Source organism: Paenibacillus sp. PCH8 (genome assembly GCF_002968835.1).
In the GTDB taxonomy this organism is placed as follows: domain Bacteria; phylum Bacillota; class Bacilli; order Paenibacillales; family Paenibacillaceae; genus Paenibacillus.
Window position 1 is genome coordinate 1 of record NZ_PKQK01000006.1, and the last position, 22,042, is coordinate 22,042.

Here is a 22,042-nt window from a genome sequence, read left to right on the forward strand (position 1 = left end):
CAAAACGGTGCACAAGCATCTGACACTGTCCGCAACTTGCTTAGCAAAGCGGGCGTGATGAAGAAGTTCCACGAGTCTAAATTATCTAAATAAGATGCTGATTCGGAGGGTCATCTATGGAAGAATTAGTAAGCATAATTGCTAAGGCTTTGGTCGATCATCCGGAAGATGTGGCGGTTCGGACGGTTGAGAAAGACCGACTTGTCGTTTATGAGCTAACTGTTCATCCCGACGATGTCGGGAAGGTAATTGGTAAACAGGGACGAATTGCAAAATCTCTTCGCACGGTCGTCACATCAGCAGCAGTTAAGATGGATAAACGGGTTACCGTTGATATCATATCTTAAAGATATACGAAAGGGGGTTAGGATGCATGTCCTAGCCCCTTTTCGTGCATGCTGAAACTTAAATAATATGATTGAAATAACTCGTCAAGTATGATTATCTGCGGAAGTAGTGAAGGGTACGGAATCGATTCTGAAGAAACGTTAACAGCGATCCGAAGAACGATCCGTAACCGGAACGGTCACAGGGAGATCATCAAAATTTGAGTACCAATATGAATGGATTGTAGGAGGAAAGTATGGCAGAGTTTTTGAATGTAGGTAAAATTGTCAATACACATGGAATTCGCGGCGAGTTGAGAATCATGCCTTTAACCGATTTTCCAGAAGTGCGTTTTGCAAAAAATGCAGAGTTGTTTTTCTTCACACCAGATAATCATCCGATCATGGTTAACGTGGAATCAGCGCGTTTGCATAAGAATATGTATATTGTTCGTCTGAAAGAGTATGGCGATATTAATGAAGTAGAGAAGTTTAAAGGTGGTATGGCCAAAGTTCTGAAAGAGAACCTGGCTGAGCTTGACGAAGGTGAGTACTACTTCCATCAAATCGTTGGATGTGCTGTCATCACCGAAGAGGGTGAAACTCTCGGAACGATTTCTGAAATTCTGACTCCGGGTGCCAATGATGTATGGGTAGTCAAAACGCCAGCAGGTAAAGAAGTTCTAATTCCGGTTATTGATCATGTTGTGCTTGATGTGGACATCGAACAGCAGCAGGTTAAGATTCACTTGATGGAAGGGCTGCTGTAACATGAAAGTGGATGTATTGACACTATTCCCTGAGATGTTTGACGGCGTGTTCGGAGCAAGCATTCTGGGCAAAGCACAAACGAAAGGCCTCGTATCCCTGGGGGCAACCAACTTTCGTAATTATGCGACCAATAAGCACAATACGGTGGATGATGCTCCTTACGGTGGAGGAGGAGGCATGGTGTTGAAGCCTGACCCCATCTTTGCGGCTGTTGAGGATGTGCTGGAACAGCGGGGAGAAGCGACGACGAAACCTCCACGTATTATTCTCATGTGCCCTCAAGGTGAGACGTTCACGCAGAAAAAAGCAGAGGAACTTGTACAGGAAGATCATCTGATTTTTATATGCGGACATTATGAAGGCTATGATGAGCGTATCCGTGAATTTCTTGTGACGGACGAATTATCGATTGGTGACTATGTATTAACCGGTGGGGAGTTGCCCGCTATGGTTGCCATTGATAGTATCGTGCGTCTTATCCCGGGAGTGCTTGGCAATGAGACGAGTGCAGTAACCGACTCATTCAGCACGGGACTCCTAGAATATCCACACTACACACGTCCACCTGAGTTTAGAGGCATGAAAGTGCCGGATATGCTGTTGTCAGGGCATCACCTTAACATCGAAGCCTGGCGCAGAGAGCAGTCTTTACTTCGTACGTTAGAGCGCAGGCCGGAGATGCTGGAAATAGCCGATTTGACAGAGAAAGAGCGGGCTTGGTTGAAAAAGATTCGTTCAGATCGTAAAAATATCACAGAGTAAATGATACATCAGCATGAGATTATGAATTTTTCGAAAGTATGAAGACCAGCCTAAGATAAAAACGGTTGGTCTTTTTTTGTTATGGATAATATGAATATCTGAATTGCAACTGTGAGTTATACAATGGCTGAAACCATAAGCGAACAAGCTTATTTCTAACATGGTACTTTTTTGCCACTTTGAACTATTTTGCGTAATCCAGAATGGGGTTGTAGAGTACAGAATTCTTCTTTAAGGTGAACTCAGCTGGAAATTACTAAGCACGATAAGCTGAGGAGGAAGAATATGAACCATCAGCCTCATGAAATCGCCAGATTAGATATTAGTCAAGCTGGAGAGCGCTGCAAAATGCTTTTGGGAGATCTGAATGGAGACGGCAGGTTAGAGATGATACTGGTGCAGGAGATGTGATGCCTTCTTTGGTAGATGGAAAAATGAAAGCAATTACTATTTTCCCGAAAGAGGGATATGCGGTACATGCAGATTTGGGCCAGACTGGCCAAGAACAGATTATCATCTATGACGCACGGGAAGCAGTGATTTACTCCGATTCACCGATAAAATTATCACTGGTGGATGCAAAAAGAGCCAAGCTACAGCTCAAAAGGCTGTATAGCTCGACTCTATATCCAGGCGGTGAAGCTTAAATCTAAAATGGGGTGTTCACTGTCTATTCTCTGTTAGAGGTGGTTCGTTCTGCGGACGGGAATCAGGCTGAAGCAAGGCTGCCAGGTCCGTACCCGTCGTGACTGTCAAGCGAGGAAGCTTCATAAGAGGATCTCCTGGATGCACAAATCCGGAACGTACGGTAAAGGCCATACGATATCCATGCTGTTGCAACTTGTAGATCATCTGTGTGCTGGTATAACCAAAAGGGTAGGCCAGATAAGGTGTATCTATTCCAGTTTCCTTCATCCGTTGGATATCATCATCCAGAAGGCTGGTGTCCAGACCGACAGGCACATTGTCACCACAGCGCATAAATCCTTTGTGATGCAGGTTATAGGTGTGGCTATTGAATTCAAATACGTCAGTTGCCGCTTGCATCTCTGGCTTGGAGATGAAGCTTTTCTTGGCTGGATCGAATTCCGCAGGCTGACCCTGGATTTTACTGCCTATGATAAATAATGAGGCGTGAAAATTATATTTTTGGAGCACAGGATAAGCTAACGTATAATTGTTTTGGTACCCGTCATCAAAGGTAATCACAATGGATTTTTTGGGTAGGGAGATCTTCCCGCTGACATATTGTTCAAGCTGATCCAGTGTAACTGTACTATAACCTTCATTATAGAGATATTTCATGTTTTGCTCGAAATCCTCCAGATTAATAATGGATTTATTCCCTGTCTCGTGATTGTTCTGTTTGGGCTCTATGTAATGATACATTAGTACAGGAACTTCTGTAGCGGTACCATGTTCAATTTGGAAGGTAGACCGATCCAGAGCAGGTCGACTGGAATAGTCAGCGTGAGACAGTTGGAATGCTTTACGTTTGACCATATCCCAGGATGTGCAGGCTTTGTGAGACATTGCATTCGTCGGATGAGTTACGGCATACGCATATAACGTAATGGTACAGGTGAGCAGGGCAAGTGCGGCAAGCATAATCTTTTTCCAATATTTCATGAGTCTTTGGTTTCTCCTTTATCATGTAGTTCAATAAGCTATATCATAAACGATCTTTCATTAAGGAAAGTTACAGTATTTTTCCCTGTTTCAGGTTGACTTGCAGAAGAGATCGTTTCTTAAAAGATTGACAATAAGCATTTTGTTTATATGTCTTGTGTTTTGATATGCTGCGTGATACAATAGTTCTGTTATGTGGAATACGGCGGTCCTCTATGGATGATGAAGGAGACAATGAGATCTCTGGAAGAAGTATGAACGCCTGTACGGAAGGAGGGAGTCATAGATGAATATCGTTCAAGCGATTACACAAGAGCAACTTCGCAAGGATCTTCCGAGTTTTCGTCCTGGTGACACTTTGAAAGTGCACGTTAAGGTAATCGAGGGAACTCGCGAGCGTATCCAATTGTTCGAAGGTGTTGTGATTAAACGCCGTGGTGGTGGAATCAGTGAGACTTTTACAGTTCGTAAAATTTCTTACGGTGTAGGTGTGGAAAGAGCTTTCCCGCTTCATTCCCCTAAAATCGATAGAATCGAAGTGGCTCGCCGTGGTAAAGTTCGTCGTGCGAAGCTTTATTATCTTCGTGAACTACGCGGTAAAGCAGCGAGAATTAAAGAAATTCGTTAATATAACGGATACCGGGGAGGGCTTGGAGACAAGCCCTTTTCGTTTTTGTCCGGGAAAAGTTGAACCGGAGGTAACTTCCGAGTAAAATGGTATGGCAACACATACGGCGAACAGTCCGGGAGGCTTGTGAAATCAGTTATTGAAGTGCGTGTTCAAAAAGACCGATTTTCAGTACCGAGAAGATAGGATGAAGCTAGAAATGGAGTAGCGGAGCGTAGGGAAAACTACGTGAGCAACTACAATGTTTCCGAAGGAAACATTCTTCGCAGGTATATGCTTATTCGGTTGAATTCCATATTCGATGCTGATGATGCCACTAGACATCCTTCGTAATCAAAAGCGGACTTTTTGAACAACCTCTTGAAGGCATTTGAATTGTGGATTAAATGTACTGTAATGCTTCGTGTAAGATTACATAACTGATGTGAGAATTTTGTTTTCATCCATTGAACTATTCGTTGGAATGATGCAGGATGCTGAATGTGTATACTGCTATAAACATGTACTGTGAAGAGAGGAAGATCTTGAATGGAACAAGAAGTTCAACAGGACCGGGGCAATGCTACCGAAGAGAAAGACAGTCGATCCAAAAAAGCTAAAAATGAAATTGTTGAATGGCTTAAAGCCATCGTAATTGCATTAGTACTTGTTATTCTAATTCGGTGGTTGCTCTTCAAACCGTTTGTCGTGGACGGGCCGTCCATGCAGCCGAACTTTGAAACCGGGGAACGTGTGATTGTCAACGAAATCTTATATGATATCAGGGAACCGAAGCGTGGGGAAGTTATCGTCTTCCACGTACCAACCGAAGGTCGTGACTTCATTAAACGTGTCATTGCTGTAGAAGGTGATACGGTTGAAGTTCATGGTGATACAGTGACGGTTAATGGAGAAAAGGTTGAGGAAACCTATATTCAGGGAGCCATTGATGCAGCGGAAGCGAATGGTGGAACATATAACGTAAAGGAATTCCCGAACGATCAGTTCCCTGATGGCAAAGTGCCGGCAGGTCATGTGTTTGTAATGGGAGATAACCGTCCAAATAGTACAGATAGTCGTATGATCGGCTATGTTTCATTGACTGATATCATTGGTCGTGCAGATGTGATTTTCTGGCCAATTGGTGAAATTAAGTGGATCAACCACTGAAATTGAAGTAATAATGAGGTGAAGACAAGGTGACGATACAATGGTTTCCAGGTCATATGACCCGAGCCAGACGCCAGATTCAGGATAAGTTAAAGCTCATCGACGTGGTCATCGAACTGTTGGATGCCCGTCTGCCTGTCTCCAGCCGTAATCCGATGATTGACGAAATCATTCAGGGTAAGCCGCGGATGATTCTGTTAAACAAGTCGGATTTGGCAGATGCTAAAGTGACGCAAGAATGGATTGACTATTTCAAAAAAGATGGAATTACCGCTTTTCCTGTAGATGCTTCGACAGGTACCAATGTGAAAGACATTCACGTACAGGCCAAGCTTCTTCTTAAAGAAAAAATTGATCGTCAAATCTCTAAAGGAATTAATCCTCGTGCAGTTCGCGGATTGATTGTCGGTATTCCCAACGTAGGTAAATCCACGCTGATTAATCGACTGGCTGGACGGAGTATTGCGTTAACAGGAGATCGTCCTGGTGTGACTAAAGGGCAGCAATGGATCAAGGTGGGCAAAGAAATGGAGCTACTGGATACTCCGGGTATCCTATGGCCCAAGTTCGAAGATCAAAATGTAGGTTATCGTCTTGCTGTAACAGGTGCGATCAAAGAGGAGATTCTGAACGCAGAGGATATTGCCTTTTTTGGGATCAGTTACCTGATGCGATATTACTGGGATGCCTTGGAAGAGAGATACGGACTTCAAGAGTTCTCTAAAGATGCAGACGACTCGGACAGTGTTATTGCAATTATGGAAAAAGTTGGACGCATACGTGGTTGTGTTGTAAGTGGTGGACGTATTGATCTGGAAAAAGCATCGCGAGCATTTTTGCGAGAACTGCGAGCGGGTAAAATGGGACGTTTCTCCATGGAAGCCCCCTATTAAAAGAACGATATACGATGGGGTCCATGACTTCATCTGTTCATCCTTATAAAAAAAGTGCCGAAAGAAGCGGCCGTTACCGGATTACCGGGAGCGGTCTTTTTTGTGTTCAGCACATTAAATGAATACAGTTCACCACGATACATATGGAAGAGGATTGAAGAAAAGAGGTCTTAGTGGAATTACTTGTTCTATATATCAGGTGTTTCTAAATCATGCTATGATAAATGGTGGTGTAATTTGGAGAACACGCTTTAGTGTATATTCAATTTAGTCTATCAAATACCGATAAAATAAGACATCACTATCTTTATTGTAATATATGCAGATTATGAAATGGTGTAGCGAGGCATGGATTGAACAGAACAAAGACGCTGGTTTTACGTCTATATAATAAAAAACATGGAACAAGTGATACGCATGTTGAAGAAGCATGGGTAGAGGAGATGAGCGTTATGAATGAAAATAATGATACGACTGGGTTGAATCTGCTGGATACCCTGATTAAACCTACAAAGAAAAAAGGGGCAAGTGAGCCCCGAGACTTGTTGATATACGAGAGGGAATACTGGGATAGTGGTTTTGATCGTATTGCAGGCATTGATGAAGTAGGACGGGGATGCTTGTTTGGGGATGTTGTCGCAGCGGCAGTGATTTTACCGAGGGATCTCATTCTGGAAGGCGTGAATGATTCCAAGAAATTGACGGAGAAAAAACGTGATGCGCTGTATGACGTGATCATGGAAAAGGCGCTGGCGGTGGGTGTAGGGTACGCGGATGCCGAGACGATTGATCGTCTTAACATCAAGCAGGCTGCGAGACTTGCTATGAAACGTGCTGTTGAAGCATTGGGAGAAACTCCTGATTATATGCTGGTGGATGCCGAAAAGGTGGACATGAATGTGCCTCAACTGTCCATTATTAAAGGTGACGCCAATAGTCAATCTATTGCAGCGGCATCTATTATTGCAAAGGTAACGAGAGATCGTCTCTGTAAGGAAGACTGGGATACGTTATATCCGGAATACGGTCTGTCGATACATAAAGGATATGCTACAAAAGTTCATCGCGAGCAAATTATGGCTTTGGGGGCAACTCCAATGCATCGGCGCAGTTTCCTGGGCAATCTGCTTGGAGAGCAGCAATCTTTGTTTTAATACAGGATTGAGGAAAGGAGGGGAGAGATTTGAATATCAGTTCCATGATTAAGGGATTATTGGGAGATAGTAAGCCCGGGAATGCCAAGCCGCTTGAATTAAAGGAAGGTCAGGTGGTTCGTGGCTCCGTGGTTAGTGTATCCGATGATGGAGGAGATGCGGTTCTGCAGATTCAAGGTGTGCAGGTGCGCGCCAAATTGGAAACTCCACTCCGTCCGGGTGAGACCACGTTGCTCCAAGTGCAGGCGCCAGGGGAAAATGGCACAACGGTAATGAAACCTATGGCGGGTACACTTGCTGAGCTGCCACAAGCTTCTTTGAACAACCTGCTTCAGGAGGTAGGCCTGCCGGATACGAAAGGCAACCGGGAACTGTTGCTTGCCATGCAGCGTAGCGGTTTGCCGCTTACGAAGGATAATGTGGCTTTGGTTCAGAATATGATGACAGCCAAACCTGCACAGGTGCCTGTGGAAGAATGGGTGCAGGCGACGGGAATTGCTTTTCAGCGTGGCCTCCCGGTTACGGCCGAAACGGTAAAAGGATTACACCAGACGGTGTTTGGTCCACCACTGCATCAGTTGTTAAGTGGATTGGCTGATCAGTTGGAAACGTTGCTAACCCAAACGACGGGGAAACTGGCAACGGGCGGGGAACAATCTGCTACGATGAAACCAGCTATAATGGCTGGAGTACCTGCCCTGCTGAATGCAGCGCAGACGGAAGAGGCATTGGCTACATCAGGTAACGGTCGCCAAGTACCTGGGACCGTTACAGCTGGCTTGGCAACGCAACAAGGTCAGGGAACAGTGGCAGGAGCTGTTTCAGTGGCTGAGGGCGGGGCAGAGAATACGGCTGCTGTCGTAAAAGGAAGTGCACAGACCGGTGGAAGCACTGGAAATGCTGAAGCCGGTATGAAGGCAGGAGCCAGCAACGTTGAAACGGCTGGCAAGGGTGGAGTGGGTATTCCGTCTGGAACCGGAATACCTGGTGAGAGCCCGCGTGGGGCTGGCGCGGGGCAAGTTGGGGGCCGCCCAGGTGCAACAGGGGCGGCCGTTGAATCTGCGGCTGGCCGCGTAAGTGCAGGCCAGCCTGAAGCAGGCACAGCCGGCCGGACTGATGGCCGCGCTGAAACGCCTGCTGCTGCGGCGACTCCGTCCGCAGCAGGTCAGGCAGCGCCAGCAGCGCCTACGGCAGCGCAGCTGGCGCCTAAGCTGCTGGCGCTGCTGGACGCACTGCGCAGCGCGTCCACTGCCGCACCGGTACAGCCTGGTGCGGTAGCACAGGCCGCCCCTGCATCGCAGGGCGGCCAGGTGGCTGCGGCTGCCGGAGGCGTGCCGCAGCCGTTGCCAGCCGGCGCTGATGCGCCGCCGGCTGGCGGTAGTGCCGCCGCACCTGCGGGAGCAGCGGCGGTGCACGCGCCTGTCACCCACGAGGGGGACCCGTGGGTGGGGCGCGTGCTGAAGCTGCTCGGTGCAGAGCACGAGCAGCAGGCCGTTCACGGCGCGGCAGCGCAGCCGCGCGTGGGAGAAGCGGCGGGTCCTGCGAACGCGGACACGCTGAAGGGCTTGCTGCTGCAGCTTGCCAGCAGCGATGGTGCTCCTGCGGCGCTCAAGGATGCCGCAGGACAGGCCGTGCAATATCTGACAGGTCAGCAGTTATTGCTGACAACGGATCGCAGTGCCACATTTGCACAGATGCACTGGTTCATTCCCATTACCGGACCGGATGGGGAAGAAACAGCTTCTGTTCAGATTCAGTCACGCCGCGGACCACGCGGAGAACTCGATGCATCCAATTGTCGCCTCTGGTTCGATCTGGATATGAAAAGTCTTGGACCTACATTGGTAGATGTGCATGTGGTTAACAACATTGTCAGTCTGCGTGTTCTGAATGACCGAGAAGGGATGGGTCCGCTTCTAGAGAGTGGACGAGAGGTAATCCATCAGGCATTGGACAAGCTGGGCTACCAATTGCTAACCTTCAAGGCGGAACCGTGGCCTGTGGGCCAGGAACCGGGTGCGGAACGGAAAATGACGGCCTCGGACTACAGTCCCGAACGATACAAAGGGGTGGACTTGAAGGTATGAAAGACGATTCGTCACAACCGGATCTGCTCTCCAAAAAGGCAGTTGCCCTTAAATACGTTCCTGGAGAGAGCGAAGCACCCGTTGTTGTAGCAAAGGGACGCGGCAAAGTGGCAGAAGCTATTCTGGATAAAGCCAAGGAAAACGGTGTGCCTGTTCAGGAGGATGCAGCGCTTGTGGAAGTGCTCTCCAAGTTGGATCTGGATGAACAAATTCCAGCTGAACTGTATCAACTGGTGGCGGAGGTTCTAACTTATGTCTACCGTGCAGATCGACTGGCCTCGGAACGTAAAGAAGGCGAATCATGGTAGAGAGAAGAACAGGTCCGGCGCCTGGATTGAAGCTCACACGGCAGCAGAAAGGCCAATTAGGTGAAGAGGCTGCTTGTTGCTGGTTGCGGGAGAACGACTATCGGATTATCAGACGGAACTGGCGTTGCCGCAGCGGTGAGATTGACATCATTGCTTCCTGTGAAGGTCTGCTTGTTTTTGTTGAAGTCCGAAGCAGAAGCGGAGCCTCTCAATATGGTACACCTCAGGAATCGGTCGATATGCGTAAAATGCAGCAGGTGCGTTCAACCGCATCCGTTTATTTACAAATGACGGGAAAGACGGATATTCAGATCCGTTTTGATGTAATTGCCGTGATGCTTGATAAAGCAGGAGTAACCTTATCAGTGAATCATATTGTTAATGCCTTTTGAGGGTATCGTCAAGGGGCTGTCTCAAAAGCACTACAAAAGAATATGGGCGAAAAACCATAACATCAACGCATGAAAAAGGGACGAAGCAGAGATTCATTCTGCCTTGTCCCTTTGTGTTTTGTTGTTGACCCTCAGATTTCAAAACAGTTCTGATATTGCTACATGTATTGGTAACTTGTTCATTCAGACTGTCGGGAAATTATCCACTGATACCTGCTCCAATCTGCCCCGATGTCACGAATAACTCTGCATTCCTCGGAATTCTTGTAATATGCGTATAATTCCCTACCGGTGGCTGGCATATTCGATGGATTTTTTCTGGTGATCTTATCGTTCTTCATGTTCATTACTTCGTCTTCGTCATTCCTAAGATTTTTCTACGGTATTCCCTCGTTTTCATCTCCATTTGGATAGACTTCACCCTTGGACTAGATTCTAGAAAAAGACCTAAGTGGAATATCCATATCCCGAAGATATAAACGCAAGTGATTTTTTCTTCATGATTGGATGCTTCTCCCTTCTTAGATGACATGATTCTCTGGATTACTGAATTATATTTAAAACCATATCATGGGTCAAACAATCGTCTGACTTCCCTTTGAATCTCTTGAACAGTAGGGTGTATAATCATGAGTGTAATGTGGAGTTGTATCTTTTTCTTGTCATAAACTAAACGAACTGTACAAGGTCGCGAGCTATTGTTGCGATTGCAAATCATATTATATAAACAGGAGGTACGGCCGATGAGTAAAACTACGAAAACAAGTAATGAAGTCAGAGAGGCGATTCAAAATCGTCGCACAGTGAAAAAATTCAAAAAAGAAGCTGTTCCAACACAGCAGATTGTGGAATTGCTGGACACGGCAGTCTGGGCTCCTAACCATAAATTACGTGAACCCTGGAGATTTTTGTTGTTTACCGGGAATGGACGGAAGAAGCTGGCTGAGGCTATTGACGCAGAAATGGGAGATGACAATAAATTCTCAGCCAATATTATGCAAGTGCCTGCTGTATTACTTGTCGTTCTGGAAGAAGATCCAAGACAGAATATTTGGGATGAGGATTACGCCGCAGTAAGTGCATTAGTTCAGAACTTTATGCTTGCAGCCTGGAGCGAAGAGATCGGTACGTTCTGGGTAACCAAACCATTCTTATACGCCCCAAAATTCCGTAAACCTCTTGGGATTGAAGCCGGTGAGAAGATTGTAGGCATGATCTATATGGGATATCCTGATGTAATTCCTTCTGCCAAAGAACGCACCCCAGCCAAAGAGAAACTGACTTTATTCGAATAATTGAATTATCGTAACGATTAGCTATACAAGTTTGTCTGTTACATGACAAAAAAGTACAAGTTCCTTTCTTCTTGGAAGAGAGTCACTTGTACTTTTTTGTCGTTATTTTTGTACCGGTATTATAAAACCTGCATGAGATCTCGCCGGACTGGACTCTACGGTCTAAAGGTTAATGCTTAGAACAAAGCCTTTTACTAGTCTAGACTATGCCTGTCCTCCCTCCACAAGCTTCAAAATAAATTAAGATCCAATTGACGATATTGTATGGCTTCAGCCACATGAGCTGTTACAACTTCCCCTTCATGGTCCAGATCTGCAATCGTCTGTGCCATCTTGATTATTCGATCATGTGCACGCATGCTAAGGTTCAAAGTTTGCAGTGTTTGCTGTAACAGATCGTCTGCTTCCTGGGGAAGACGGATGGTTCGTCGCAGAAGAGTACCTGAAAGCTGGCTATTCCAGCGAACTGAACTTTTGGCATAGCGCGCAGCCTGGATTTGATGAGCGTGAATGACTTTGGCCTGCATTTCCGCTGACGAAGGAGAGGCAGCTGATTTGCGCCATTCGCCTGGTGGAGGAACTTCGACCTGGAGATCGATGCGGTCAAGCAAGGGTCCTGAAATTTTGGCTCGGTACGCGGCAACACGGGCAGGACTGCATATGCAGCGTTGCTCCTCCGAATGAGCGGACAGATACCCGCAGGGGCAAGGATTCATGGAACATGCGAGCATGAATTGGGCTGGAAAAGTGAATGCTGCCCGCGCTCGGCTAATCGTGACTGTGCGATCTTCTAGAGGTTGTCTTAATACCTCCAGCACTTGGCGCTGAAACTCCGGCAGTTCATCCAGAAACAATATGCCCGGTGGGCCAGGCTCACTTCACCCGGTTTCGGAATGGCTCCGCCTCCAATCAGACCAGATGTGGATATCGTGTGATGTGGGGAGCGAAAAGGTCTGTCCGTAATCAGACCTTGGGGAGCTTCTTTCAACTTGCCTGCGGCACTTAATACTTTGGTTACTTCCAGCGCTTCATCTTCTGACAAAGGAGGGAGAATCGTTGGCAATCGCTTGATTAACATCGTTTTGCCCGTGCCTGGTGGACCAACGAGCATTATGTTATGCATGCCTGCCGCAGCAATCATAAGAGCACGTTTTACATGATGCTGCCCAAGAACATCACTATAGTCATCTCCAAATAATGGTGTTTGTCTCGAACTTATATCCGCCAACTTTTGAGTCTTATCTGTTATAAGAGCAGTAAGGTGAGCATAACTTTTCAACACGACTGGTGCTGCATTAGCTTTATTTGGTACTCCAGTAGAAGTCGTAGATTGATCTGTTTTTTTCGGTGCGATATCATGCAGATGTCGAATACCAAATACCTGAATGCCACGAATCAGTGACGCCTCCTCCAAGTTATCAAAAGGAAGGAGCACTGAAGTGAAGCCCTGTCGTTTGGCCAAGTCCACCATGGATAAAATGCCGGGAACTGATCTGATCGTACCGTCTAGTGCCAGTTCTCCAACCACCAATGTCCGTTCCTGAGGAGGGAGTACAATTTGACCGCTTGTCATAAGTAAACCAATAGCAATTGCCAAATCGAAGGAAGACCCCTCTTTGCGCAGATCAGCTGGGGCCAGATTAATTGTAATCCGCTGCAATGGATACTGGTAACCACAGTTTTTAATGGCAGCCCGAACACGTTCAACGGCCTCGCGAATGGCTGAATCCGGTAATCCGATAATAGCCGTCTGTGGCAGACCATTGGATAAATCGGTCTCCACTTCAATCAGGACGCCATCAATTCCATACAGACACGCACTGTGCAATTTTCCGTACATAACAAAGAAACACCTCACTCGATTCTTGACTCCGCATAACACGGGCCAGTCTACGAATTAAGGTGCTTCCTCAGCTTCTACTAAGCATTTTATATAAAAGGAATCTTGGAGTCAACCTGTCGTTATCTCCGCTATATTAGTTTTGTAAAATATAATTTGTTAAAATTAAATTGAAGTATAAAATCATTTGTGCTCAATTATTCTGTTTTTTTTCTATTTTGTGATAAGATAGATTTATAATTCCTGATTATTAAGGAATAGAATGTACAATAGGCAGGTGAGAAAGACATATGCAGACTGAAAGTTTGAAGTTGGATAACCAATTATGCTTTGCCATATACGCTTGTTCACGTGAGATTACGAAGATGTACCAGCCCTATCTGGAGGTGCTCGGCGTAACGTATTCCCAATATCTGGTTCTGATGGTGTTATGGGAACGTGAAGAATGCACGGTTAAGGAGATCGGGGAAGCGCTATATCTCGATTCGGGAACGTTGACACCACTTCTCAAACGCTTGCAGACAGCAGGGCATATTAATCGCGAACGCTCGGCTCAGGATGAACGAAAAGTATTAATTACACTAACCGACTCCGGTCGTGAACTTCGAAACAAGGCTTTGTCCATACCTGCATCCATTCAGGGGACGCATGCCTAAACAGCACAGAGTTTGAAGCTTTACTCGGTCAGTTCAAAGGGTTACTGGAAAAGGTCCACGAAACCAACGTTAATACAGCCAAAAAATGAAAAAAATACCTTCTCTTCAAAGAAAACCTCAGCTTTTTAGCTGGGGTTTTCCCATTTTTATCCAAACATTCACATTTTGGGATCATATCCATATCAAAATGCTGTCTATTAAACATTACTTTTTTAAGGAAAGCGTTTTAAAAACGTGTTACAATGAATTGGGTTTAAGTGAAAATAGTCAACATTTGTCTTTTGTTAGTCTACCAGCCCGCCTTGTTGCAGTCATGTTGATAGGAGGATTCGAGAATGAATATCCATGAATATCAAGGAAAAGAATTACTGAAACAGTATGGGGTTACCGTTCCAAACGGAAAGGTTGCTTATACAGTCGATGAAGCGGTTGCGGCCGCAGAGGCACTGGGCAGTCCGGTGACTGTCGTTAAAGCGCAAATTCACGCAGGTGGCCGGGGTAAAGCCGGTGGCGTGAAAGTGGCGAAGAGCATGGATGAAGTTCGTGCCTATGCTTCCGAAATTTTGGGCAAAGTATTGGTGACACACCAAACTGGACCTGAAGGTAAAGAAGTGAAGCGTCTTTTGATTGAAGAAGGATGCGATATCCGCAAAGAGTATTATGTGGGTGTTGTTGTGGATCGTGCCACAGGCCGTGTTGTTATGATGGCTTCCGAAGAAGGCGGTACGGAGATTGAAGAAGTAGCTGAAGCTACACCTGAGAAAATTTTCAAAGAAATTATTGACCCTGCAATTGGTTTACAAGTGTTCCAAGCACGTAAATTGGCATACAGCATTCAGATTCCGAATGAACTGGTGAACAAAGCCGTTAAGTTTATGCTCGCACTGTATACTGCTTTTGTCGAGAAAGATTGCTCCATTGCCGAGATTAATCCACTTGTTATTACTGGAGATGGAAACGTTATCGCACTGGATGCGAAATTAAACTTTGACTCCAACGCCCTGTTCCGTCACAAAGACATTTTGGAACTGCGTGACCTGGATGAAGAGGATGAAAAAGAAATCGAAGCTTCCAAATATGACCTCAGCTACATAGCACTTGATGGCAACATCGGCTGTATGGTCAATGGTGCGGGACTTGCGATGGCAACGATGGACATCATCAAATACTACGGTGGGGACCCCGCCAACTTCCTTGATGTTGGGGGCGGTGCAACAACGGAGAAGGTGACTGAAGCGTTCAAAATCATCTTGTCCGATGCCAAAGTAGCTGGGATCTTTGTTAACATTTTCGGTGGTATCATGCGCTGTGATGTTATTGCCAACGGTGTTGTTGAAGCTGCGAAACAGCTTGGCCTGACCAAACCGCTGGTTGTTCGTCTTGAAGGAACTAACGTGGAGCTGGGCAAACAAATTCTGGGTGAGTCTGGCCTGAATATCGTACCTGCTGATTCCATGGCTGATGGTGCACAGAAAATTGTTGCCCTCGTGAAATAAGTTCATTCCTGGGTAATTTACATCACTACATGATGAAAAATTGCTTTCGTAGTACCGGAGCTGTCCGGGAATTGAAAAATAACCGTTAGGATGTGAAGCAACGTGAGTATTTTGATTGATAAAAATACAAAAGTCATTACGCAAGGCATTACGGGTTCAACGGGAATGTTCCACACGAAGGGCGCATTGGACTACGGGACCCAGATGGTAGGCGGAGTTACACCGGGTAAAGGCGGAACCAAAGTGGATATCACGCTGGAAGACGGTACAGTAGCAAGTCTGCCAGTGTTTAACACTGTGCAGGAAGCGAAAGCAGCTACAGGCGCAACAGCGAGCGTCATTTACGTTCCTCCTGCATTTGCGGCAGACTCCATTATGGAAGCTGTTGACGCAGAGCTGGACCTCGTGATCTGCATTACGGAAGGTATTCCGGTTCTTGACATGATTAAGGTTGACCGTTTCATGGAAGGTAAAGATACCGTCCTGATCGGACCAAACTGTCCAGGTGTCATTACACCAGGAGAATGTAAAATCGGTATCATGCCTGGTTATATCCACATGGCAGGGCACGTTGGCGTCGTTTCCCGTAGTGGAACACTGACATACGAAGCTGTTCATCAGCTGACGACTCGTGGCATCGGACAATCTTCTGCTGTAGGCATCGGGGGAGACCCTGTTAAGGGATCCGAGTTCATTGATATCCTCAAACGATTCAATGAAGATCCACAGACTCATGCGGTTATTATGATTGGTGAGATCGGTGGTACAGCTGAAGAGGATGCGGCAGATTGGGTACGTGAGAACATGACCAAACCGGTCGTTGGTTTCATCGGTGGCGTAACTGCGCCTCCAGGCAAGCGGATGGGTCATGCTGGCGCGATAATCTCTGGCGGTAAAGGTACAGCAAAAGAGAAAATTGCAAAGCTGGAATCTTGCGGTATCAAAGTAGCACCAACGCCGGCTGAAATGGGTTCGACTTTGGTAAGTGTACTTGAGGAACGTGGTATTTTAAATTTGTGCACGACACATTAATCCTTTCCCGTTATAATAGAAGAAACGGTTCGGAAATCATGTATTTCTGGTAGACCGACTATTGTGGTTACGGAAAAGGTAAGCAACCTTTTGTCCTTTAACAGGACGAAGGGTTGCTTTTTTGCGTTTTTTAACGGGAAATGGAGAGAAATCACTTCTCATTTGCGTAAACGCTTGCATTCCGTAATCACTTATCACACAATATGAGGGAAGATCTCTTCCTGCTCCGGGAGGTTTATTGTATGGAAGAAAGATGGATATTGATTGGATTGCACGAGATGGAAGGGATTGGCAAGAAAACAATCTCTAAATTGATCTCAGGACAGCATCAACTGTCTGATCTGTTGAATTATGAGATAGGTGATTGGGTTGCAGCCGGATTGCGCAAAGATCAGGCTCTACGTTTGGCCCATCAATTTGATGTCAACTGGATCGAGAGCAGAAGAGAGCAGGTTTATCAACAGGGGATAGAGGTTATTACTTATCTGGATCAGAATTATCCCATATTAATGAAGGAAACCGTTCAGCCTCCATGGGTAATGTATGGTCGCGGTGATCTTAGTCTGCTACACAACTCCTCTATTGCGATGGTGGGAACCCGGATGCCGACCGTGTATGGTCGCAAAGTTGGTGAGAAGATGGCAGAACAATTATGCAGTGCAGGATTGACGATCGTAAGCGGACTTGCCCGAGGTATTGATAGCGCATGTCACGAGGCAGTATTACGTGCTAAAGGAAAAACCATTGCTGTGTTCGGAACAGGGATTGATCATATATATCCACTCGAAAATACAAGCCTTGCAGAGCGCATTGCCGAGACAGGGCTGCTTTTGTCTGAATATCCACCAGGTACGCGGGCACGTCAAGGACTATTCCCGGAACGCAATCGAATCATTGCTGGACTAACGCTGGGAACACTGGTCGTCGAAGCGGACATTCGCAGTGGTTCACTCATCACAGCAGATGCTGCTCTAGAAGCAGGCAGAGATGTATTTGCAGTGCCTGGACCCATTACATCACCGAAGAGTCGGGGGGCGCACAATCTAATTCGGCAAGGCGCAAAATTGGTCACTTGTGCAGCAGACATATTGGAAGAGTATCGTTTGGACTTGCCAAATGCAGAACAACTTCCTTACAATAGAGGACGTTCGACAGAAACACCTGAACCTTCCCGGCAAGGGATATTCGCTGAGGTTAAGCTCTCTCCAGATGAACAACGCGTCATTTATATGTTGGAACAGGAAGAGCAGTCTCTAGATCAACTGGTTGAGCAGCTTGGTTGGGATTTTGGACATTTGCATTCAGTTCTGTTATCTTTAATCATAAAAAAGCAGATTAGCCAATTACCTGGTACCAAATATGCGAGGGTATGACGTTGCTGCAACCTGCGCAGCGTGTGGAAATATATAATTAGCAGAAGTTATCGATCTGCATAAGCTTACAGAAACAGTTTCATGATTGGGAGGAGGATGAACTATGGCGGATGCACTCGTAATCGTGGAGTCGCCCTCAAAGGCGAAGACGATAGGCAAATATTTAGGCAGCAAGTTCATCGTGAAAGCTTCAATGGGACATATTCGCGATTTGCCAAAGAGTCAGATCGGCGTTGAAGTGGAGAATGATTTTAATCCGAAATATATTACGATCCGCGGTAAAGGTTCAATTTTGAAAGAATTGAAGGATGCACGAAAGAAAGTGAAAAAAGTGTATCTCGCAGCTGACCCGGATCGCGAAGGCGAGGCAATTGCATGGCATTTGGCCCATGCACTTGATTTGGACGAGACGGCAGATTGCCGGGTTGTGTTTAATGAGATAACGAAACAGGCGGTCAAAGATGCGTTCAAAACTCCGCGAAAAATTAATATGGATTTGGTCAATGCGCAGCAGGCAAGACGTATTCTGGATCGGCTCGTGGGATATAAGATTAGTCCACTATTATGGAAAAAGGTAAAGAAAGGCTTGTCCGCTGGTCGTGTTCAGTCCGTGGCGGTCAAAATCATCTTGGACCGTGAAAATGAAATTGATGATTTTGAGCCGGAAGAATACTGGAGCATTACCGCTAAACTGACAGCAGATGGTAATCCGTTTGAAGCCAAGTTTCATAAGCTAAACGGTGCCAAAACTGAGCTTGGTAGTGAAGCGGAAGTGCAAGCCATCCTGAAACAGATCGAAGGTGCAGCCTTTACGATCAAGGAAGTGAAAGAGAAAGAACGGAGCCGCAACCCGTCCGCCCCGTTTACAACGAGTTCCCTGCAACAGGAAGCAGCACGTAAATTGAATTTCAGAGCCTCGAAGACGATGTCGGTGGCACAACAGCTATATGAAGGTGTAGACCTTGGAAAAGAAGGCACAGTAGGTCTCATCACGTATATGCGTACAGACTCGACTCGAATTGCGGCATCTGCACAAGAAGAAGCCAAAGAATACATCGTAGGCAAGTATGGAGAACCATTTGCGCCTGAAACGCCACGTAATTATTCCAAAAAGGCTGCCAATGCTCAAGATGCGCATGAAGCGATTCGTCCAACTTCAATTCTGCGTGATCCTGATTCAATCAAGTCATTCATGAGTCGGGATCAGTTCCGGTTGTATAAACTGGTTTGGGAACGTTTTGTAGCGAGCCAGATGTCTTCGGCCATTCTGGATACGCTCTCTGTGGATATTGCTGCTGGAGATACGATTTTCCGTGCTGCAGGTTCGAAGGTTCGATTCCAGGGCTTCATGAAGGTGTATGTCGAAGGAAACGACGATGGTACAACCGATGAGGATCGTCTGTTGCCTCCGCTGAAAAGTGGGGATGCGCTTGAAAAGCAGGAGATTGAGCCGAAACAACATTTTACACAACCGCCACCACGTTATACGGAGGCACGATTGGTCAAGACACTTGAGGAATTGGGTATTGGGCGTCCGAGTACATATGCGCCAACGCTGGAGACCATTCAGAAGCGCGGATATGTTGCTATTGAGGAAAAGAAATTTATGCCGACTGAGCTGGGTGAACTGGTCATCGAACAGATGGAAGAGTTTTTCCCGGAAATTCTGAATGTAGAGTTTACCGCCAACATGGAAGGTGATCTTGACCATGTGGAAGAAGGTTCAGAGGACTGGGTCAAAGTACTCGCAGAATTCTACGAATCTTTTGAGAAACGGCTTATCTTTGCAGAAGAAGAAATGAAAGAAATAGAGATTGAAGACGAAGTATCCGATGAGATCTGTGAGAAATGTGGCAAACCGCTTGTTTATAAACTGGGGCGTTTTGGCAAGTTTCTAGCGTGTTCTGGTTTCCCCGATTGCCGGAATACCAAACCGATTATCAAAGACATTGGCGTAACTTGTCCGAAGTGTAAGGAAGGCCATGTTGTAGAGCGCCGAAGTAAAAAGGGACGTATTTTCTACGGTTGTGACAAGTATCCTGAATGTGATTTTGTCTCATGGGACAGACCTTCAGCGAAACCATGTCCAAGTTGTGGATCGTTAATGATTGAAAAACGGAACAAAAAGGGAGCACGATTGCAGTGTACTTCGTGTGATCATCAGGAACCGGTGGATGAACCGGATGACGAATCAGCGGATTAGCATATATTAGTGAGTTATGAAATTGTTTTATGGGGGTTAATGATTTTGACGAATGAACAACAAGTAACCGTTATTGGTGCTGGACTCGCTGGAACAGAAGCTGCCTGGCAGATCGCAAGTCGCGGCGTACGCGTGAAATTATACGAGATGAGACCTGTTGTGAAAACGCCGGCTCATCATACAGATAAATTTGCAGAGCTGGTGTGCAGCAACTCACTACGAGCAAATGGGTTGACTAATGCAGTTGGTGTGTTGAAAGAAGAAATGAGAATGCTTAATTCGCTCGTACTGTCTGCAGCAGATCGGCATGCAGTCCCTGCGGGTGGAGCGCTCGCTGTTGACCGGGATGGATTCTCTGGTGAGATTACATCCACGCTACATCAGCATCCTCTCATTGAGGTTGTGAATGAAGAGCTCACCTCACTGCCGGAAGATGGCATCGTTGTTGTTGCAACGGGTCCGTTGACTTCACCGGCATTGTCGGAGCAAATCAAGGCACTTATGGGTGAAGAATATTTCTACTTCTATGATGCAGCTGCACCTATTATTGAAAAAGATTCAATTGACATGGATAAGGTATATCTGGCCTCACGTTACGATAAGGGAGAAGCAGCGTATCTGAACTGCCCGATGACAGAGGAAGAGTTTGATGTCTTCTATGAAGCTCTTATTACTGCTGAGGTTGCTCAGTTGAAAGAGTTTGAGAAAGAAATCTACTTTGAGGGCTGTATGCCAATTGAAGTGATGATGAAACGTGGGAAACAGACGGCTTTGTTTGGACCCATGAAACCAGTGGGGCTGGTTAACCCGCATACAGGAGAGTTGCCACATGCAGTTGTTCAGCTTAGACAGGACAATGCAGCGGGAACGCTATATAACCTGGTAGGTTTCCAGACGCATCTGAAATGGGGAGAACAAAAACGAGTCTTTTCCCTTATTCCTGGGCTTGAAACTGCAGAGTTTGTCCGGTATGGCGTAATGCACCGCAATACGTTTATTAATTCTCCTAAACTGCTTCGTCCAACGTATCAGTTTAAAGAGCGCCCAAACCTGTTTTTTGCAGGTCAGATGACGGGTGTGGAAGGATATGTAGAATCTGCTGCATCAGGGCTGATCGCTGGCATGAACGCAGCCAAAGCAGCTCTTGGCGAGGAATTGGTGGTATTGCCGGTTGAAACAACACTGGGCAGTATGGCACAGTATATTACAACGGCTGACTTTAAGCACTTCCAACCAATGAACGCAAACTTTGGTTTGCTACCGAAGCTGGAAATGAAAATTCGCAACAAAAAGGAAAAAAATGAAGCTCTTGCACAGCGTGCACTGGATGGTATCACCAGATTTGCTGCGGCAGAAGGTCTAACCGTTCCAGAACGCGTATAAATTATTCGTGGGGGAGGCTATATCATGGATATGTCATTTCATGCTACAACGATCTGTGCTGTTCGTCATAATGGAAAGGCAGCCATTGCTGGAGATGGTCAGGTGACCATGGGCCAAAGTGTTGTGATGAAAAATACAGCCAAGAAGGTAAGACGATTGTACCGCGGACAGGTTGTGGCTGGTTTTGCCGGTTCTGTGGCGGATGCCATCACCCTGTTTGAGAAATTTGAAGGTAAGCTGGAGGAGCACCATGGTAACCTGCAGCGTGCTGCTGTAGAGCTTGCTAAGGATTGGCGTCAGGATCGCATCTTGCGTAAGCTTGAGGCACTGCTGATTGTCATGGACAAATCAGGAATGCTACTCATTTCAGGCGGTGGCGAAATTATTGAACCAGATGATGATGTGATCGCCATCGGATCAGGTGGGAATTTTGCGTTATCTGCTGCACGTGCTTTGAAGCGTCATGCCGTGGATCTGGAAGCGAAGGATATTGCACGCGAATCACTTCAGATTGCCTCGGAGCTTTGTGTATATACCAACAGTAATATTATTGTAGAAGAGCTATAACTTAAAGAAATCTCCCGTAGTGGAGCATGATTCCGTAATCTGCTCCAGGTACGACATGGGGATTCTTTGTTCTTGCAGGTAAGAAAACTTCAGCAGAC

Annotated in this window: 21 protein-coding genes and 4 pseudogenes; 21 read left to right on the plus strand and 4 right to left on the minus strand. The window is 46.2% G+C overall.

Features of this window, described 5'->3' with window-relative positions; translation table 11 throughout:
* From rpsP to C0Q44_RS25455, 6 genes and pseudogenes are all read left to right on the plus strand, one after another.
* A pseudogene (gene rpsP, locus C0Q44_RS25435) lies at positions 1-93 on the plus strand (30S ribosomal protein S16); the annotation flags it as partial.
* Between the two features lie 23 nt (positions 94-116).
* Positions 117-347, plus strand: a complete 231-nt coding sequence (locus C0Q44_RS25440; RefSeq protein WP_024630185.1) for a KH domain-containing protein — start codon at positions 117-119, stop codon at positions 345-347.
* A 236-nt stretch (positions 348-583) separates the two neighbouring features.
* Positions 584-1,096 carry a ribosome maturation factor RimM gene (rimM, locus tag C0Q44_RS25445; RefSeq protein WP_105409981.1) on the plus strand — a complete coding sequence of 171 codons (513 nt, stop codon included), beginning with the start codon at positions 584-586 and terminating at the stop codon, positions 1,094-1,096.
* Position 1,097: 1 nt separating this feature from the next.
* Positions 1,098-1,859, plus strand: a complete 762-nt coding sequence (gene trmD / locus C0Q44_RS25450; protein WP_105409982.1) for a tRNA (guanosine(37)-N1)-methyltransferase TrmD — start codon at positions 1,098-1,100, stop codon at positions 1,857-1,859.
* A 285-nt stretch (positions 1,860-2,144) separates the two neighbouring features.
* Positions 2,145-2,270, plus strand: coding sequence for a hypothetical protein (locus tag C0Q44_RS31295; RefSeq protein WP_258166557.1), 126 nt, complete (start codon positions 2,145-2,147; stop codon positions 2,268-2,270).
* Positions 2,271-2,293: 23 nt separating this feature from the next.
* On the plus strand, positions 2,294-2,506 hold the full coding sequence (locus C0Q44_RS25455) for a hypothetical protein (RefSeq protein WP_181151174.1): 213 nt from the start codon (positions 2,294-2,296) through the stop codon (positions 2,504-2,506).
* 16 nt (positions 2,507-2,522) lie between these two features.
* On the opposite strand, the gene C0Q44_RS25460 is transcribed toward C0Q44_RS25455, so the two are convergent.
* Positions 2,523-3,488, minus strand: a complete 966-nt coding sequence (locus tag C0Q44_RS25460) for a polysaccharide deacetylase family protein (RefSeq protein ID WP_258166558.1) — start codon at positions 3,486-3,488, stop codon at positions 2,523-2,525.
* A 286-nt stretch (positions 3,489-3,774) separates the two neighbouring features.
* On the opposite strand from C0Q44_RS25460, the gene rplS reads away from it, so the two are divergent.
* The 7 genes from rplS to C0Q44_RS25495 all read left to right on the plus strand — a co-directional run bounded on the left by rplS (position 3,775) and on the right by C0Q44_RS25495 (position 10,099).
* On the plus strand, positions 3,775-4,116 hold the full coding sequence (gene rplS / locus C0Q44_RS25465; RefSeq protein WP_017689212.1) for a 50S ribosomal protein L19: 342 nt from the start codon (positions 3,775-3,777) through the stop codon (positions 4,114-4,116).
* 528 nt (positions 4,117-4,644) lie between these two features.
* Positions 4,645-5,265, plus strand: a complete 621-nt coding sequence (gene lepB, locus C0Q44_RS25470) for a signal peptidase I (protein ID WP_105409983.1) — start codon at positions 4,645-4,647, stop codon at positions 5,263-5,265.
* A 29-nt stretch (positions 5,266-5,294) separates the two neighbouring features.
* Positions 5,295-6,158 (plus strand): ribosome biogenesis GTPase YlqF, encoded by an 864-nt coding sequence (ylqF, locus tag C0Q44_RS25475; RefSeq protein WP_105409984.1) that lies wholly within the window; start codon positions 5,295-5,297, stop codon positions 6,156-6,158.
* 452 nt (positions 6,159-6,610) lie between these two features.
* A complete protein-coding gene (locus tag C0Q44_RS25480) occupies positions 6,611-7,312 on the plus strand; it encodes a ribonuclease HII (protein ID WP_105409985.1) in 702 nt (233 codons plus the stop codon).
* 29 nt (positions 7,313-7,341) lie between these two features.
* Positions 7,342-9,399, plus strand: a complete 2,058-nt coding sequence (locus C0Q44_RS25485; protein WP_105409986.1) for a TrbL/VirB6 family protein — start codon at positions 7,342-7,344, stop codon at positions 9,397-9,399.
* On the plus strand, positions 9,396-9,707 hold the full coding sequence (locus C0Q44_RS25490) for an EscU/YscU/HrcU family type III secretion system export apparatus switch protein (RefSeq protein WP_105409987.1): 312 nt from the start codon (positions 9,396-9,398) through the stop codon (positions 9,705-9,707). The genes C0Q44_RS25485 and C0Q44_RS25490 overlap by 4 nt, the downstream gene beginning before the upstream one ends.
* Positions 9,701-10,099 (plus strand): YraN family protein, encoded by a 399-nt coding sequence (locus C0Q44_RS25495; RefSeq protein WP_105409988.1) that lies wholly within the window; start codon positions 9,701-9,703, stop codon positions 10,097-10,099. The genes C0Q44_RS25490 and C0Q44_RS25495 overlap by 7 nt, the downstream gene beginning before the upstream one ends.
* A 130-nt stretch (positions 10,100-10,229) precedes the next feature.
* On the opposite strand, the pseudogene C0Q44_RS31300 reads toward C0Q44_RS25495, so the two are convergent.
* Positions 10,230-10,440 (minus strand): annotated as a pseudogene (locus tag C0Q44_RS31300) (RidA family protein); the annotation flags it as partial.
* A gap of 402 nt (positions 10,441-10,842) precedes the next feature.
* On the opposite strand from C0Q44_RS31300, the gene C0Q44_RS25505 reads away from it, so the two are divergent.
* Positions 10,843-11,394, plus strand: a complete 552-nt coding sequence (locus C0Q44_RS25505; RefSeq protein ID WP_105409989.1) for a nitroreductase family protein — start codon at positions 10,843-10,845, stop codon at positions 11,392-11,394.
* A 230-nt stretch (positions 11,395-11,624) separates the two neighbouring features.
* Here C0Q44_RS25505 and C0Q44_RS31925 read toward each other — a convergent pair whose 3' ends face one another.
* Both C0Q44_RS31925 and C0Q44_RS25510 read right to left on the minus strand, forming a co-directional pair.
* Entirely contained in the window at positions 11,625-11,921 is a 297-nt protein-coding gene (locus tag C0Q44_RS31925) for a magnesium chelatase subunit ChlI family protein (protein WP_374955155.1), read from the minus strand.
* Positions 11,922-12,026: 105 nt separating this feature from the next.
* Positions 12,027-13,234: pseudogene (locus C0Q44_RS25510) on the minus strand (YifB family Mg chelatase-like AAA ATPase); the annotation flags it as partial.
* Positions 13,235-13,524: 290 nt separating this feature from the next.
* On the opposite strand from C0Q44_RS25510, the pseudogene C0Q44_RS25515 reads away from it, so the two are divergent.
* From C0Q44_RS25515 to hslV, 7 genes and pseudogenes are all read left to right on the plus strand, one after another.
* Positions 13,525-13,979: pseudogene (locus tag C0Q44_RS25515) on the plus strand (MarR family winged helix-turn-helix transcriptional regulator).
* A gap of 246 nt (positions 13,980-14,225) precedes the next feature.
* A complete protein-coding gene (gene sucC / locus C0Q44_RS25525) occupies positions 14,226-15,386 on the plus strand; it encodes an ADP-forming succinate--CoA ligase subunit beta (protein ID WP_105409991.1) in 1,161 nt (386 codons plus the stop codon).
* 102 nt (positions 15,387-15,488) lie between these two features.
* A complete protein-coding gene (gene sucD, locus C0Q44_RS25530) occupies positions 15,489-16,418 on the plus strand; it encodes a succinate--CoA ligase subunit alpha (RefSeq protein WP_105409992.1) in 930 nt (309 codons plus the stop codon).
* A 242-nt stretch (positions 16,419-16,660) separates the two neighbouring features.
* Entirely contained in the window at positions 16,661-17,791 is a 1,131-nt protein-coding gene (dprA, locus tag C0Q44_RS25535; RefSeq protein ID WP_105409993.1) for a DNA-processing protein DprA, read from the plus strand.
* 103 nt (positions 17,792-17,894) lie between these two features.
* Complete coding sequence (gene topA, locus C0Q44_RS25540) at positions 17,895-19,994, plus strand: type I DNA topoisomerase (protein WP_105409994.1); 2,100 nt, start codon at positions 17,895-17,897, stop codon at positions 19,992-19,994.
* A 39-nt stretch (positions 19,995-20,033) separates the two neighbouring features.
* On the plus strand, positions 20,034-21,377 hold the full coding sequence (gene trmFO / locus C0Q44_RS25545) for an FADH(2)-oxidizing methylenetetrahydrofolate--tRNA-(uracil(54)-C(5))-methyltransferase TrmFO (protein ID WP_374955156.1): 1,344 nt from the start codon (positions 20,034-20,036) through the stop codon (positions 21,375-21,377).
* A gap of 24 nt (positions 21,378-21,401) precedes the next feature.
* A complete protein-coding gene (gene hslV / locus C0Q44_RS25550) occupies positions 21,402-21,944 on the plus strand; it encodes an ATP-dependent protease subunit HslV (protein ID WP_105409996.1) in 543 nt (180 codons plus the stop codon).
* Positions 21,945-22,042 lie beyond the last annotated feature (98 nt).